A 14,753-nucleotide genomic window follows, 5' to 3' on the forward strand; every position below is an offset into this window, starting at 1 on the left:
CAGAGGCCCGAGGAGACGTTCATGAAGATCATCGACACCGACCACCCGTTCTACCGTCCGCTGTGGCGGCGGCTGCTGCTGGTCGCAGTCTGTGCGGCATGGACGGCCGTGGAATTCTACAACAACGAGCAGACCTGGGGCACGATCTTCCTCGTCGTGACCGCCTATGTCTTCGCCAACCTGATCCTCTTCTTCAAGCCGTCCGCCGCCGCCAAAAAATCGGTGGAAGAGACTGGCGAAACAAAGAGCTAGCGCGAGATCCCGAGGCTCTTTTCGACGTTGATCCGCCGGATCGTCTCGTCGATCAGCATATTGGCGATCTTCATGCGCAGGGTGGCGTTGGCGCGCATCTCCGGCGGCGCCTGATCGGGATGGTTGTCGCGCGCGAAACGCCGGCGCAGTCCGACGAGATCATCAACACTTTCCGTCCCATCGAGTGCCAGATCGTCGGCCACTTCCTCGGGGGCGGTGCGCAGCAGATGCGGCGGTGGTGCCGGCGGTGGTGGTGACGGATCGGGTTTGGCGGGTTCCGGCGGCGTCGTCTCCTCATAGAGATCGAGATAGGCGGCCGCCGCCTGCGAGCCTGAAACGAAGGCATCGCTGCCGCCGGGACCGGTAAAGCCGCTGGTCAGGCCGCGTATCGTCGGTGCGGGCGCGATCGGCGCGGTGTCCTCTTCCGGCTCGGCCTGAAGCGCTTCGGCCTTCAGCCTTTCCAGTACGGATTCGAAAACCGTCATGCCGAGCATCTTGTGTCCTTGCTCAATCCGGCGAAAGCGTCTGGCTGCGCTGCCAGATCAGATCGTAGAGCAGTTTGGCGCTGGGTGGCAGCGCCCGCCCTTTGACCGAGATAAGGCTGTAGGGTTTGATGTCAATCTCGAAATCCGTGTCGAGAATGCGGATCTCGCCGGCCTGCGCGCCGACATCGGCGATGAAGGTCGCCATATCGCGCGCGACGGGGGCAATCGCGTTCGAACCGTGCACGATGGCGGTCGTCAGCAGGATCGATGAGGTGTTGACGACGGTGGACGGCAGCGGCACGCCGGCGGCGATGAACAGTTCCTCGATGCGCCGTCGCAAAAGTGTGCCGGCGGACTGGAAGACCCAGTCGTAATGCGGCAGGTCGGTCAGCTGGACGACCGGCTTCTCCGTCAGGGGATGCCCCTTGCGCACGATGAGGCAGGCCTTCTCGATGCCGATCTCGGTCACGTCGAACAGGCGCGGATTGAGGTCGTCGGGCACGCGGGCAATGATGAAATCCTGTTTGGCATCAAGCAGTTCGCGGGCGAGGACGTTGCTCGTTTCGACGCGCACATTCACCTCGATCCCGGGATAGGCGGCGCTGACCTGTTTGATGGCAGGCACCGCGAGGCTGATGGCGGGGGCCGTCACCGATCCCAGAAAGACCGATCCGCCGGTGCCGGATTTCAGCGCCGAAAGCTCGCGATCGACCTCGCGCAGTTCGAGCAGGATGGCGCGGGCCCGACGGGCCAGCGCGCGGCCGGCGGCGGTGAGCGTGACGCCACGCGCCGCGCGTTCGCAAAGCTGCGCCTTGAGAATTGTCTCCATGTCCGTCAGCATGCGCGACGCGGCCGGCTGCGATATGTTGAGAACATCGGCGGCGGCGCTGACCTGCTTGTGTTCCTCGATGGCGAGGATCATGCGCAGGTGGTTGAGCTTGAGGCCGCTGCGCAGCAGGCCGACCGTCTGAAGGGCATCGCCTCCGCCCTCGATAAAGCGCGGGTCGTCTTTGATATCATCCTGGCGCATGCGGCCGCTTTCTCAAAAATAATATATATCGGCTTTTATATATCAGTTTTGATATCCCTTTAGAAGCTTATTGCATTTGACAGTTATGGCAATTCCGTGGATTTCTTGCTGAATGTGCGCTGGGCTCTGGGGAGGGGAACGGCTGGACGAAGTATCTGCCAGCCTGGACCGCCGTCTGAATGCGGCTCATCACGCACAGAACAATGCCTGGCTGGAAGTTCGGGCCAGTGCGCAAAAGGGAGAGACCTTTCAATGAAAATGATCACTTCGCTGCTCGCCGCCGCTGCCATGAGCGTCGCGTCGTTCGTGGCGCCGTCCTTTGCCCAGGATAAGGGCATGGTCGGCATCTCCATGCCCACCAAGACGTCCACCCGCTGGATTTCCGACGGCGAGACGATGGAAAAGCTGTTCAAGGAAGCCGGCTACACCCCGGACCTGCAGTTTGCTGACGACGACATCCCGAACCAGCTGGCCCAGATCGAGAACATGGTCACCAAGGGTGCCAAGGTTCTGGTCATCGGCGCCATCGACGGCACGACGCTGTCCGACATTCTCCAGAAGGCTGCCGATGCCGGCGTCAAGGTCATCGCTTACGACCGCCTCATCCGCGATTCGGGCAATGTCAGCTACTACGCCACCTTCGACAACTTCCAGGTCGGTGTTCTCCAGGCCACCAGCCTCGTCGATGGCCTGAAGGCGAAGTTCCCGGACACCAAGCCGTGGAACGTCGAGCTCTTCGGCGGTTCGCCGGACGACAACAACGCCTTCTTCTTCTATGACGGCGCGATGTCGGTTCTCCAGCCGCTGATCGACAAGGGTGACATCGTCATCAAGTCCGGCCAGACCGGCATGGAAACCGTCGGCACGCTGCGTTGGGACGGTGCCGTGGCTCAGGCCCGCATGGAAAACCTGCTGTCCTCGACCTACACCGATGGCCGCGTCGATGGCGTTCTTTCGCCCTATGACGGCCTTTCGATCGGCATCATCTCGGCCCTGAAGGGCGTCGGCTACGGCTCGGGCGACCAGCCGATGGCCATCGTCACCGGCCAGGACGCAGAACTGCCGTCCGTCAAGTCGATCCTCGCTGACGAACAGTATTCGACGGTCTTCAAGGACACGCGCGAACTCGCCAAGGTCACGGTCGGCATGGTCAACGCGATCATGGAAGGCAAGGAGCCGGAAGTGAACGATACCAAGACCTACGACAACGGCGTCAAGGTCGTTCCGTCCTACCTGCTGAAGCCGGTTGCCGTGGACAAGTCCAATGCCGAGAAGATCCTCGTCACGGACTCGGCCTACTACACGGAAGACCAGATCAAGAACTGATCGTTCTTTTGTTCCCGGGGGTTCGCGCTTCGCGTGCGGACCCTCTTTTCTCCGGATCGCAGAGCGAATAGGCTCGGTTCCCCCGCCGCCCGGTGGGGATGACCGCTGGAAACTGTATATGAGCAAGACCCTTCTCGAAATGCGTGGCATCACGAAGACGTTCCCGGGCGTAAAAGCGCTCGACAACGTCAATCTGAAGGTCCGCGAAGGCGAGATTCACGCCCTTGTCGGCGAAAACGGCGCCGGCAAATCCACCCTGATGAAAGTGTTGAGCGGCGTCTATCCGGCCGGCTCCTACGAGGGTGAAATCCATTTCGACGGCGAAGTCCGTCGTTTCTCCACGATCTCCGACAGTGAGCATCTGGGCATTATCATCATTCACCAGGAGCTGGCGCTCGTGCCGCTGCTCTCGATTGCCGAAAACATCTTCCTCGGCAACGAGGTCGCGACGAACGGTATCATCGACTGGAAGAAGGCGTTCCGCCGTACCCAGGAACTGCTGGACAAGGTCGGCCTCAAGGAATCGCCCGGCACGCTGATCACCGATATCGGCGTGGGCAAGCAGCAGCTCGTCGAGATCGCCAAGGCGCTCTCCAAGAAGGTGCGCCTGCTCATTCTCGATGAGCCGACGGCCTCGCTCAACGAGAAGGACTCCGATGCGCTCCTGAAGCTGCTCGTGGAGTTCCGCGCCCAGGGCATGACCTCGATCATCATTTCGCACAAGCTGAACGAGATCAAGAAGGTCGCCGACCAGATCACCATCCTGCGCGATGGCGGCACGGTCGAGACCCTCGACTGTCATAACGAGGATATCTCCGAGGACCGCATCATCAAGGGCATGGTCGGCCGCGAGATGGAAGATCGCTATCCGCCGCGTGAGCCGAAGGTCGGCGAGACGCTGCTGGAGGTGAAGAACTGGAACGTCTTCCACCAGCACCACCGCGACCGGCAGTTCCTGCACGATGTTAATTTTACCGTGCGCGCCGGCGAAGTCGTCGGCATTGCCGGCCTCATGGGGGCAGGGCGGACGGAAACGGCGATGAGCCTGTTCGGCCGCAGCTGGGGTCACAAGATCACCGGTGAAGTCAGCATGCGCGGCAAGCCGGTCGACGTCAGTACCATCCCCAAGGCGATCGACGCCGGCCTTGCCTATGTGACGGAGGACCGCAAGCATCTCGGCCTCGTGCTGATCGACAACATCATGCACAACACGACGCTCGCCAATCTCGGCGGCGTCTCGAAGGCGACGGTCATCGACAACCATGAGGAAGCGAAGGTCGCCTCCGGCTATCGCCAGAAGCTGCGCATCCGCTCGCATTCGATCTATCAGGAAGCGGTCAATCTTTCGGGCGGCAACCAGCAAAAGGTGGTTCTGTCGAAATGGCTGTTCACCAATCCCGAGGTACTGATCCTCGATGAACCCACGCGCGGCATCGATGTCGGCGCCAAGTTCGAAATCTATACCATCATCAACCAGCTTGCCGCCGAGGGCAAGGGCATCCTGATGATCTCGTCTGAGATGCCGGAACTGCTCGGGACCTGCGATCGCATCTATGTCATGAACGAAGGACGCATCGTGGCCGAGCTCTCCAAGGCGGAAGCAAGCCAGGAATCCATCATGCGCGCCATCATGCGCTCCGGGGAGAAACACTAATGGCCACCGATACAGCGACAAAGACGACCCAGCCTTCGGTGGGGGATTATCTCAAGAAGAACATCCGCGAGTATGGCCTGCTGGTCGCGCTCGTCGTGATCATGATCTTCTTCCAGGTCATCACCAACGGCGTCCTCTTCCGCCCGGTCAACATCACCAACCTCGTCCTGCAGAACTCGTTCATCGTCATCATGGCGCTGGGCATGCTGCTGATCATCGTGGCGGGGCATATCGACCTGTCCGTCGGCTCCATCGTCGCCTTCATCGGCGCCATATCGGCGATCATGCTGGTGAAATGGGGCCTGCCGGCCATTGTCGTTGTGCCGGCGTGCATCCTGGTCGGTGCGGTCATGGGCGCGGCGCAGGGCTACTGGGTGGCCTACCAGAAGATCCCGTCCTTCATCGTGACGCTTGCGGGTATGCTGGTTTTCCGCGGCATGACCTATGTCGTGCTCGGCGGCCGCCCCGTCGGACCGTTCCCGAAGGACTTCCAGATCCTCTCGACGGGTTTCGTGCCGGACTTCCTGTCCTTCACCGATCCTTCGACGAGCCTCATCAAGAACTATTTCGCGCTGGTCATGATCGTGCTGCTCGTGGCCTACGCCATCTATGCCGGCCTGCGCGAGCGTCGTCTCAACGCGCTGCATGAAACCGAGAACGAGCCCTTCGCTTTCTTCGCCGTGCAGATGCTGATCATCGGCGCCGTGGCGATCTTCCTCGGCTTCCAGCTTGCGACCTATCGCGGCCTGCCGAACGTTCTCGTCGTCATGGGCGTGCTGATCGCCTTCTATACCTTCGTTACGACGCGCACGACGATCGGCCGTCGCGTCTATGCGATGGGCGGCAACGAGAAGGCAGCGAAGCTTTCCGGTATCAACACCGAGCGGCTGACGTTCTACACCTTCGTCAACATGGGCGCGCTTGCCGCACTTGCCGGCATGATCATCGCGGCCCGCCTGAATTCGGCGACGCCGAAAGCTGGCGTCGGCTTCGAGCTCGACGTGATCGCGGCCTGCTTCATCGGCGGTGCGTCGGCTTCGGGCGGCGTGGGCAAGATCACGGGCGCGGTCATCGGCGCGTTCATCATGGGCGTCATGAACAACGGCATGTCGATCATGGGCATCGGCATCGACTACCAGCAGCTCATCAAGGGCCTGGTGCTGCTCGCTGCCGTGTTCTTCGACGTCTACAACAAGAACAAGGGCTGACCGGGTAACCGGTCAGGCCAAACAGGTTGCAAGCATGTTTGACCGGCCGCGCCAGCGGCCAGTGCGGCGGCGTGTGTCCGCCGCAGGTGCGAAGCCTTGGCTGATGCCGGGTTGAGGAAGGAAACGGAAATGCTGATTTCGCAGGTATCCAACGCTGACGGTTCGATCACGGTCGTGGCACGCGAAGAAGGCGGCAAGGGCCGCGTGGTCAAGGGTGCGGAGAGCGTCTACGCGCTGGCCATGGAAGCCGCCAATGCCGGTACGTCGCTGAAGGCCGTCATCGAGGGCAAGGGCTTTGGTGACGAGATCGATCTCGAGGCTGCCTATGCCGCCGGTCGCCTTCTGCCGCCCATCACCCATCCGGACGCTGCGCATCTGCATCTCACGGGCACGGGCCTCACCCATCTCGGTTCGGCCGCCACGCGCGATTCCATGCACAAGAAGACGTCGGAAGCCGCCGAGGAGACGCTGACGGACTCCATGAAGATGTTCCGCATGGGGCTTGATAACGGCAAGCCGAAACCCGGCGAGAAGGGCGTCCAGCCGGAATGGTTCTACAAGGGCAACGGCACGCAGTCCGTCGCGCCGGGTGCCGCGCTCACCTCGCCGTCCTTCGCGCTCGACGGCGGTGAAGAGCCGGAAATGGCCGGCATTTACGTTATCGCCGCTGACGGCTCGCCCTTCCGCATCGGCTTTGCCGTGTCGAACGAATTCTCCGATCATGTGACGGAGCGCATCAACTATCTCTACCTTGCGCACTCGAAGCTGCGTCAGGCGAGCTTCGGCCCGGAAATCCGCGTCGGCGCCGCGCCCGATGACATCAGAGGTTTCTCGCGCATCGTCCGCGACGGCAAGGTTCTGTGGGAAAAGCCGTTCGTCTCCGGCGAGGCGAACATGTCCCACACCTTCGCCAATCTCGAATATCACCACTTCAAGTACGGCCTGTTCCGCGTGCCGGGCGATATCCACGTCCATATGTTCGGCACGGCGACGCTGTCCTTCGGCGACGGCATCCGCACGCAGGAAGGTGACGTGTTCGAGATCGGCGCTGACGGGTTCGGCCTACCGCTGCGCAATCCGCTTGCCATCGCCAAGGAAGAAGAGATCGAAATCCGCCAGCTCTGAGGCTGCGGACTGGAGGCTGATACCATGACGATCCATCAGAACCTGATTGCCGGCGAATGGGTCGGTGCAGACGGCGTCGAGAATATCAACCCGTCGAATACCGGCGACGTCGTCGGAACCTATGCCCGCGCCTCCGTCGAAGACACCAAGGCGGCCATCGCTGCGGCAAAGGCAGCGTTTCCTGCCTGGTCGCGCTCGGGCATTCTCGAGCGCCACGCCATCCTGCGCAAGGCTGCCGATGAGATCCTCGCCCGCAAGGACGAGCTTGGTCGCCTCCTGTCGCGCGAAGAGGGCAAGACGCTGGCGGAAGGTATCGGCGAAACGGTGCGCGCCGGCCAGATCTTCGATTTCTTCGCCGGTGAATGTCTGCGGCTTGCCGGTGAGGTGCTGCCGTCGGTGCGGCCGAATATCGGCGTTGAGATCACCCGCGAGCCGGTCGGCGTCGTCGGCATTATCACGCCCTGGAACTTCCCCATCGCCATTCCCGCCTGGAAGATCGCGCCCGCGCTCTGCTATGGCAACACGGTCGTCTTCAAGCCGGCCGAACTGGTGCCGGGCTGCTCCTGGGCCATCGTCGATATCCTCGTGCGGGCCGGCCTGCCGAAGGGCGTCCTGAACCTTGTCATGGGCAAGGGCTCGGTCGTCGGCCAGACCATGCTGGACAGCCCTGATGTCAACGCCATCACGTTCACCGGCTCCACCGGTACGGGCAAGCGCGTCGCCGTCGCCTCCGTCGAGCATAATCGCAAGTACCAGCTCGAAATGGGCGGCAAGAACCCCTTCGTTGTGCTTGACGATGCGGACCTCGACGTCGCCGTCGAAGCCGCCGTCAACTCGGCCTTCTTCTCGACCGGCCAGCGCTGCACGGCGTCCTCGCGCGTCATCGTGACGGAAGGCATTCATGACCGGTTCGTCGGCGCGGTGGGCGAGCGGCTGAAGAGCGTCGTCGTGGACGATGCGCTCAAGGCCGGCACGCATATCGGCCCGGTCGTGGACGAAACGCAGCTCAAGCAGGACACCGACTATATCGAGATCGGCCAAAAGGAAGGCGCAAAGCTCGCCTTCGGTGGCGATCTTCTGAAGCGCGACACGCCCGGCTTCTATCTGGCGCCGGCGCTCTTTACCGAGGCGACAAACGACATGCGCATCTCGCGCGAGGAGATCTTCGGCCCCGTCGCCGCCGTTATCCGCGTCAAGGATTACGAGGAAGCGCTGGCGATTGCCAACGACACGCCGTTCGGCCTGTCCTCGGGCATTGCGACGACCAGCCTCAAGCACGCCACCCATTTCAAGCGCAATGCCGAGGCCGGCATGGTGATGGTCAACCTGCCGACGGCGGGTGTCGATTTCCATGTGCCGTTCGGTGGGCGCAAGGGATCGTCCTTCGGCTCGCGCGAGCAGGGCAAGTACGCCAACGAATTCTACACAACCGTCAAGACCGCCTACACCCTGGCGTGAGACAAAGGCCGTTCGGGCTTCCGGGCGGTCCCTTCAAGGACTGGAAAGATGACGAAGAAAGCGGAATGGCCGCGCAGGCTGCGGTCGCAGGAATGGTACGGCGGCACCAGCCGTGACGTGATCTACCATCGCGGCTGGATGAAGAACCAGGGTTATCCGCATGACCTGTTCGACGGCCGGCCGGTGATCGGCATCCTCAACACCTGGTCGGACATGACGCCCTGCAACGGCCACCTGCGCGAGCTTGCAGAGAAGGTGAAGGCGGGCATCTGGGAGGCTGGCGGTTTCCCGATGGAAGTACCGGTCTTCTCGGCGTCGGAGAACACGTTCCGCCCTACGGCGATGATGTATCGCAACCTCGCGGCTCTCGCCATCGAGGAGACAATCCGCGGCCAGCCCATGGATGGCTGCGTGCTCATGGTCGGCTGTGACAAGACCACGCCGTCGCTTTTGATGGCCGCCGCCTCCGTCGATCTGCCTTCGATCGTCGTCACCGGCGGGCCGATGCTGAACGGTTATTTCCGCGGCGAGCGTGTCGGTTCCGGCACGCATCTGTGGAAGTTCTCCGAGATGGTGAAGGCCGGCGAGATGACGCAGGCCGAATTCCTCGAGGCCGAGGCCTCGATGAGCCGTTCGTCGGGCACCTGCAACACGATGGGTACGGCCTCCACCATGGCTTCCATGGCCGAGGCGCTGGGCATGGCGCTGTCAGGCAATGCGGCCATTCCGGGCGTCGACAGCCGCCGCAAGGTCATGGCGCAGCTTACCGGTCGTCGCATCGTCCAGATGGTCAAGGACGACCTGAAGCCCTCTGATATCATGACGAAGCAGGCCTTCGAGAACGCCATCCGCACCAATGCGGCCATCGGCGGCTCGACCAATGCGGTCATCCACCTGCTCGCCATGGCCGGCCGCGTCGGCATCGACCTGACGCTGGACGACTGGGACCGTTGCGGCCGCGACGTGCCCACCATCGTCAACCTCATGCCGTCGGGCAAGTACCTGATGGAAGAGTTCTTCTATGCCGGCGGTCTTCCGGTCGTACTGAAGCGCCTCGGCGAAGCGGGCCTCCTGCACAAGGATGCCATCACCGTTTCGGGCGAGACCGTCTGGGACGAGGTCAAGGATGTCGTCAACTGGAACGAGGACGTCATCCTGCCGGCCGAGAAGGCGCTCACGCAGTCGGGCGGCATCGTCGTCGTGCGCGGCAATCTCGCGCCGAAGGGCGCGGTGCTGAAGCCGTCGGCAGCCTCGCCGCATCTTCTGACGCATCGCGGCCGCGCCGTCGTCTTCGAGGATATCGACGACTACAAGGCCAAGATCAACGACGACAATCTCGACATCGACGAGACCTGCGTCATGGTCATGAAGAACTGCGGTCCGAGGGGGTATCCCGGCATGGCCGAGGTCGGCAATATGGGCCTTCCGCCCAAGGTGCTGAAAAAGGGCATCACCGACATGGTACGCATCTCCGATGCCCGCATGTCCGGCACGGCCTATGGCACCGTCGTCCTGCACACCTCGCCGGAAGCCGCCGTCGGCGGCCCGCTGGCGGTCGTGAAGAATGGCGACATGATCGAGCTTGATGTGCCGAACCGTCGCCTGCATCTCGACATCTCGGACGAGGAGCTGGCGCGTCGCCTCGCCGAATGGCAGCCGAACCACGAGCAGCCCGCCTCGGGCTACGCCTGGCTGCACCAGCAGCACGTGCAGGGTGCCGATACCGGCGCGGACCTCGACTTCCTCAAGGGCTGCCGTGGCAGCGCGGTCGGCAAAGACAGTCACTGAGCTTTCGCGGGCGCGGTTCCAGGAGCCGCGCCCGATTTGTATCGTTTCGAGACAGCCGGTTGATGTCTCACTCCGCTGGCAACGATTTTTTTCCCCTTTACCGGTCATTTTCGTTCCCGCACGGAACCGGCGAGCCATCGCGCCCTTTCAACTTACGATACGGTCCAATCCCGGCCCGTTCGCTGAAAGGGAGGTTCCCATGTTTGAAAGATCACAAGGCGTTTCGATCCCCAGAATTACGGGTGCGTTGCTGGCTGCGGTGGTTCTTGCCGTGCCCGTGCACGCGCTTGCTCAGCAGAAAAGCCGTGGCGGACTTGGAGTCGGCGTTGGCGTCAGCGTCGGCGGTGTGAAAGCCGGTGTCGGTGCCAATGTCGGGGGTAGCAAGGGCCTTGCAAGCGTTGGCGTCGGTGCCAGCGTCGGCGGTTCCAACGGTATCAACGCACGCTCGAACACAACGGTCGGCGGCTCGCGCGGACTGGCGGATTCCCGCACGACCGCCTCCGTCGGCGGCCGCAACGGTGTGAATGCCGGGGTGAATGCGAATGTCGGCGGCTCCCGCGGACTGGTTGATGCCGGCGTGAATGCCCGTGTCGGCGGTGCCAACGGGCTGCGTGCCAATGTCGGTGCGAATGTCGGCGGACGCGGCCTGCTTGATGCGAATGTTGATGTCGGCATCGGTGGAGGCACGGGCGTCACGCCGAGCAATCCGGGCGGTGGCACGTCGACGGGCCCAAGGGGCCGTGATCGCGATGTCCTGCGGCAATTCTCGCAGATGTCGCGCAGCGAGCGCATGCAGCTCATCAAGCGTTGCCGCAGCGTGAATAGCGGCGGTTACGACGCGAGTCTCGTGTCGCTCTGCCGTCTGCTGGAAACGGCATCCCGCTAGTGACACAGACGTGGCGGCCTTTTCTGCCGCCGCGTCTCAACTCTGGCTTTGCGACTGGCTCTGACCAGTCTCTTCCACGCGGATCGCGACATTCATCGTCTCCGCTGCAAGTCCCACTACCATGCCGGACACGGGGGCCGCGTCCCTGTAGTCGAGGCCGGTCGACAGCCGCACATAGCGCTCGTCGGGGCAGATCTTGTTGGCCGCATCGAACCCGACCCAGCCGAGGCCCTGCAGATGAACCTCCGCCCAGGCGTGGCTCGCTGTCTGCGCCGGCTCGTCCATGAGCAGGTAGCCCGAGACATAGCGGGCCGGCAGGCCGAGATGGCGCGCGGCGGAAATGAGGACATGGGCATGGTCCTGGCAGACGCCCTGCTTTTTCTCCAGAGCCTGTTCGGCCGTGGTGTCCGCTGCGGTCTCGCCCTGCCGATAGGCGACAGCCTCGTGCAGCTTCGCCATCAGATCATGCATGCGCGAAAGCTCGCTTTCGCCGGCAGAAGACTTGGCCAGTTCGCGGACAAGCTTGCCGGGTTTGGTGAGCGGCGTCTCACGCAGATAGAGCCACAGCGGCACGAAACCCTGGTGCGGTCCGAACACGCCGGCCCGGTCTTCCGTCTCCACCTCGCCTTCAGCGACAATGCGGATCGTCACCTGCTCGGCGTCCGTGCTGACGAGATCGACGTGGTTGCCGAAATGGTCGGTATAACCTGCCTCGAGATTGGCGCCATGCACGGTGGTCTTCCAGTCCCGCACTGTCTGGCCCGGATAGTTCCTGGGCGTCAGGCGCAGCCGTTGCAGCGAGTACTGCACGGGGTCGGCATAATGATATTCCGTCGTGTGGCTGATCTTCAGTCGCATCCTCTGCCCTCGTCAGCCGCTAGCGATAGAAACGGTAGCCTTCGGAGATCTCTTCCCCGAGGCGGTTGTTATAGACGATGAATTCCTCGATGAATTCGTGCAGGCCCTGTTCCATGATGTCTTCCATGGCGCGGCTGCGCAGCAGCAGCATGGTCGAGGACGCCGTGTCATGGGCGGCATGGCTCTCGCCGTAGAGCCTGGCGAGATAGCCGAGATTGGTCACGATCTTGTCGTAGCTATAGGCCAGCGAGCGCGGCATCCGGTCATTGAGGATCAGGAAATCCGCGATGTTGGCGGGCGAATAGTCGCCGTCATAGACCCAGCTGTACGAGCGGTGCGCCGAGACGGAGCGCAGGATGGACTCCCACTGCTTGTTGTCGAGCGAGGATCCGACCTTGGCGATGGCCGGCAGCAACACGTAGTACTTGACGTCGAGGATGCGCGCGGTGTTGTCCGCCCGCTCGATGAAGGTGCCGATGCGCGAGAAGTTATAGATGTCATCGCGCAGCATGGTGCCGTGGAACGCGCCGCGGATAAGGCCGGTCCGGCGCTTGATGACATCGATGATCTCGGGCATGTCGGCTGGCTTGGCGCGTCTGGACAGGAGCTGTTTCAGCTCGATCCAGCACTCGTTGGTCGCTTCCCAGGTCTCCCGGGTCAGCGCGGTGCGCACCATGCGGGCGTTGTTGCGCGCCGAATCGATGCACGACATCACGCTCGAGGGGTTTGCGCGGTCGCGCAGCAGAAAGTCGATCGCATCCGCGCTTGTCAGCGTGGCGTGCACGGCGTCGAAATCCTCTCTCACGCCTGCGCTTTGCAGCACGCCGTCCCAGTCCTCGTCCGACGAGCCGGAGCGCGTGAGCGCCATGCGCAGGCCCGCGTCGATCAGGCGGGCAATGTTTTCAGCCCGCTCGATATAGCGGAACATCCAGTATAGGCCGTTTGCAGTGCGTCCCAGCATCGGCTCAGTCCTCCAGTACCCAGGTGTCCTTCGTGCCGCCGCCCTGGCTGGAGTTGACCACCAGCGAGCCTTCTTTCAGCGCCACGCGGGTCAGCCCGCCGGGAATGATCTGCACCTTGTCGGACACGAGCACATAGGGTCGAAGGTCGACGTGCCGCGGCGCGATGCCCTTGTTGACCATGATGGGAACGGTGGAAAGCGACAGCGTCGGCTGCGCGATATAGTTGGAGGGCCGGGCCTTCAGCTTTTCGGCGAAGGCCGCGCATTCCTTCTTCGAGGCGGTGGGGCCCACCAGCATGCCGTAGCCGCCGGAGCCGTGCACTTCCTTCACGACGAGTTCGCTTAGGTGTTCCAGCACGTATTTCAGGCTGTCCTCTTCCGAGCAGCGCCAGGTCGGCACGTTCTCCAGCATGGCCTTGCGGCCGGTATAGAACTCGACGATCTCCGGCATGTAGGAATAGATCGCCTTGTCGTCCGAAATGCCGGTGCCGGGCGCATTGGCGATGGTGATGTTGCCGGCGCGGTAGACGTCCATGATGCCGGGGATGCCGAGTGCGGAATCCGGCCGGAAGGTCAGCGGATCGAGGAAATCATCGTCGACGCGGCGGTAGAGCACATCGATGGCCTCGTAGCCGCGCGTCGTGCGCATCTTCACCTTGCCGTCGACGACGCGCAGGTCCGAGCCTTCCACCAGTTCCACGCCCATCATGTCGGCCAGGAAGGCGTGTTCGTAATAGGCGGAGTTGAAGATGCCGGGCGTCAGCACCGCCACGCGCGGCTTGCCCGAACAGCCGGGAGGGGCGAGCGAGGCTAGGCTCTGGCGCAGAAGCTTCGGATAGTCCTCGACAGGCCGCACCTTGTTGATGTGGAACAGCTCCGGGAACATCTGCATCATGGTTTCCCGGTTTTCCAGCATGTAGCTGACGCCGGAAGGGGTGCGGGCATTGTCTTCCAGCACGTAGAACTGGTCTTCGCCCGTGCGCACGATGTCGGTGCCGACGATATGGGTGTAGACGCCGCCCGGCGGCTTGAAGCCGATCATCTGCGGCAGGAAGGCCTCGTTGCGCTCGATCAGCTCGCGGGGAATGCGGCCGGCCTTGATGATTTCCTGCTTGTGGTAAATGTCGTCGAGAAAGGCGTTGAGGGCGATGACCCGCTGTTCGATGCCCTGGGCGAGCTTGCGCCATTCGCGACCGGAAATGATGCGGGGGATGATGTCGAAGGGGATGAGCTTTTCGGAGCTGTCTTCGTGACCGTAGACCGCGAAGGTGATGCCGGTCTTTCGAAAGAGGTTTTCGGCTTCCTTCGATTTGGCAATCAGGCGGGCCCGATCCTGCCCCTCGTACCATTCATGATAGTTTTCGTAAGGCTGGCGCGGATTTGAAACCGCATTCATCATTTCGTCAAATGCCAAAGGCGTGTTCCCCTTTTTTCCCATTTGAGTACAACACAAGGGGCAATGCAAGAACCATGCTCAATTAGCTATGAAGAATTCGCCTCGGGGTTGGATTGCTCGCTCCGCCCGATGACTCGGCCCTTCGCCGTCGCCTGCGAGGCCACGCCGGGCAGCTGGCGGCACCGACTAAAAAATTGTTTGCCGAAAAAAACGGCAGATGCCGAAAGGCTGGTCGGCTACACTTTTTGCTGAACCTAAGCTTCAGGGAAATTCCTTTGACCGGTGTCGGGTCTGGCCCTATCGCTCGCGTACGAATGTCCTCCTGC

At 62.4% G+C, this 14,753-nt stretch carries 13 protein-coding genes; 8 read left to right on the forward strand and 5 right to left on the reverse strand.

Going from position 1 to position 14,753, the window contains the following annotated elements; genetic code table 11:
- Positions 1–21: 21 nt before the first annotated feature.
- Positions 22–252: a hypothetical protein gene (locus MKI86_RS22350; protein WP_241605487.1), complete on the forward strand. Its 231-nt coding sequence runs from the start codon at positions 22–24 to the stop codon at positions 250–252.
- On the opposite strand, the gene MKI86_RS22355 is transcribed toward MKI86_RS22350, so the two are convergent.
- Both MKI86_RS22355 and MKI86_RS22360 read right to left on the reverse strand, forming a co-directional pair.
- A complete protein-coding gene (locus tag MKI86_RS22355; protein WP_241605489.1) occupies positions 249–737 on the reverse strand; it encodes a hypothetical protein in 489 nt (162 codons plus the stop codon). The genes MKI86_RS22350 and MKI86_RS22355 overlap by 4 nt on opposite strands.
- A 22-nt stretch (positions 738–759) precedes the next feature.
- On the reverse strand, positions 760–1,767 hold the full coding sequence (locus MKI86_RS22360) for a LysR family transcriptional regulator (RefSeq protein ID WP_241605491.1): 1,008 nt from the start codon (positions 1,765–1,767) through the stop codon (positions 760–762).
- 252 nt (positions 1,768–2,019) lie between these two features.
- On the opposite strand from MKI86_RS22360, the gene chvE reads away from it, so the two are divergent.
- The 7 genes from chvE (at position 2,020) to MKI86_RS22395 (ending at position 11,212) form a co-directional block, all read left to right on the forward strand.
- Entirely contained in the window at positions 2,020–3,093 is a 1,074-nt protein-coding gene (chvE, locus tag MKI86_RS22365) for a multiple monosaccharide ABC transporter substrate-binding protein (protein WP_241605493.1), read from the forward strand.
- Between the two features lie 118 nt (positions 3,094–3,211).
- On the forward strand, positions 3,212–4,747 hold the full coding sequence (gene mmsA / locus MKI86_RS22370; RefSeq protein WP_241605496.1) for a multiple monosaccharide ABC transporter ATP-binding protein: 1,536 nt from the start codon (positions 3,212–3,214) through the stop codon (positions 4,745–4,747).
- Positions 4,747–5,955 carry a multiple monosaccharide ABC transporter permease gene (mmsB, locus tag MKI86_RS22375; RefSeq protein ID WP_241605498.1) on the forward strand — a complete coding sequence of 403 codons (1,209 nt, stop codon included), beginning with the start codon at positions 4,747–4,749 and terminating at the stop codon, positions 5,953–5,955. Before mmsA ends, mmsB begins: the two co-directional genes overlap by 1 nt.
- Before the next feature lie 129 nt (positions 5,956–6,084).
- Positions 6,085–7,080: an AraD1 family protein gene (araD1, locus tag MKI86_RS22380; protein WP_241605499.1), complete on the forward strand. Its 996-nt coding sequence runs from the start codon at positions 6,085–6,087 to the stop codon at positions 7,078–7,080.
- Between the two features lie 24 nt (positions 7,081–7,104).
- The gene (locus MKI86_RS22385) at positions 7,105–8,538 is read left to right on the forward strand and encodes an aldehyde dehydrogenase family protein (protein WP_241605501.1); all 1,434 of its coding nucleotides are present in this window, start codon (positions 7,105–7,107) and stop codon (positions 8,536–8,538) included.
- Positions 8,539–8,586: 48 nt separating this feature from the next.
- Complete coding sequence (gene araD / locus MKI86_RS22390; RefSeq protein WP_241605503.1) at positions 8,587–10,326, forward strand: L-arabinonate dehydratase; 1,740 nt, start codon at positions 8,587–8,589, stop codon at positions 10,324–10,326.
- A gap of 199 nt (positions 10,327–10,525) precedes the next feature.
- Positions 10,526–11,212: a hypothetical protein gene (locus MKI86_RS22395; protein ID WP_241605505.1), complete on the forward strand. Its 687-nt coding sequence runs from the start codon at positions 10,526–10,528 to the stop codon at positions 11,210–11,212.
- 36 nt (positions 11,213–11,248) lie between these two features.
- Here MKI86_RS22395 and MKI86_RS22400 read toward each other — a convergent pair whose 3' ends face one another.
- Genes MKI86_RS22400 through MKI86_RS22410 form a run of 3 tightly spaced genes read right to left on the reverse strand, consistent with a single transcriptional unit; the run spans position 11,249 to position 14,430 of the window.
- Positions 11,249–12,070 (reverse strand): transglutaminase family protein, encoded by an 822-nt coding sequence (locus MKI86_RS22400; RefSeq protein WP_241605507.1) that lies wholly within the window; start codon positions 12,068–12,070, stop codon positions 11,249–11,251.
- A gap of 19 nt (positions 12,071–12,089) precedes the next feature.
- A complete protein-coding gene (locus MKI86_RS22405; protein ID WP_241605509.1) occupies positions 12,090–13,031 on the reverse strand; it encodes an alpha-E domain-containing protein in 942 nt (313 codons plus the stop codon).
- A 4-nt stretch (positions 13,032–13,035) separates the two neighbouring features.
- The gene (locus MKI86_RS22410) at positions 13,036–14,430 is read right to left on the reverse strand and encodes a circularly permuted type 2 ATP-grasp protein (protein ID WP_241605545.1); all 1,395 of its coding nucleotides are present in this window, start codon (positions 14,428–14,430) and stop codon (positions 13,036–13,038) included.
- Between the last annotated feature and the right edge of the window lie 323 nt (positions 14,431–14,753).

Source organism: Shinella sedimenti (assembly GCF_022601905.1).
Lineage (GTDB): Bacteria > Pseudomonadota > Alphaproteobacteria > Rhizobiales > Rhizobiaceae > Shinella > Shinella sedimenti.

What these genes read in the sequence shown, in the direction of transcription:
- MKI86_RS22405 (WP_241605509.1), bottom strand. Translation starts at nt 13,031, where the DNA reads ATGCTGGGACGCACTGCAAACGGCCTATACTGGATGTTCCGCTATATC.
- mmsA (WP_241605496.1), top strand. Translation starts at nt 3,212, where the DNA reads ATGAGCAAGACCCTTCTCGAAATGCGTGGCATCACGAAGACGTTCCCG.
- MKI86_RS22355 (WP_241605489.1), bottom strand. Translation starts at nt 737, where the DNA reads ATGACGGTTTTCGAATCCGTACTGGAAAGGCTGAAGGCCGAAGCGCTT.
- MKI86_RS22400 (WP_241605507.1), bottom strand. Translation starts at nt 12,070, where the DNA reads ATGCGACTGAAGATCAGCCACACGACGGAATATCATTATGCCGACCCC.
- MKI86_RS22395 (WP_241605505.1), top strand. Translation starts at nt 10,526, where the DNA reads ATGTTTGAAAGATCACAAGGCGTTTCGATCCCCAGAATTACGGGTGCG.
- araD1 (WP_241605499.1), top strand. Translation starts at nt 6,085, where the DNA reads ATGCTGATTTCGCAGGTATCCAACGCTGACGGTTCGATCACGGTCGTG.
- araD (WP_241605503.1), top strand. Translation starts at nt 8,587, where the DNA reads ATGACGAAGAAAGCGGAATGGCCGCGCAGGCTGCGGTCGCAGGAATGG.
- MKI86_RS22360 (WP_241605491.1), bottom strand. Translation starts at nt 1,767, where the DNA reads ATGCGCCAGGATGATATCAAAGACGACCCGCGCTTTATCGAGGGCGGA.
- MKI86_RS22350 (WP_241605487.1), top strand. Translation starts at nt 22, where the DNA reads ATGAAGATCATCGACACCGACCACCCGTTCTACCGTCCGCTGTGGCGG.
- MKI86_RS22410 (WP_241605545.1), bottom strand. Translation starts at nt 14,430, where the DNA reads ATGATGAATGCGGTTTCAAATCCGCGCCAGCCTTACGAAAACTATCAT.
- mmsB (WP_241605498.1), top strand. Translation starts at nt 4,747, where the DNA reads ATGGCCACCGATACAGCGACAAAGACGACCCAGCCTTCGGTGGGGGAT.
- chvE (WP_241605493.1), top strand. Translation starts at nt 2,020, where the DNA reads ATGAAAATGATCACTTCGCTGCTCGCCGCCGCTGCCATGAGCGTCGCG.
- MKI86_RS22385 (WP_241605501.1), top strand. Translation starts at nt 7,105, where the DNA reads ATGACGATCCATCAGAACCTGATTGCCGGCGAATGGGTCGGTGCAGAC.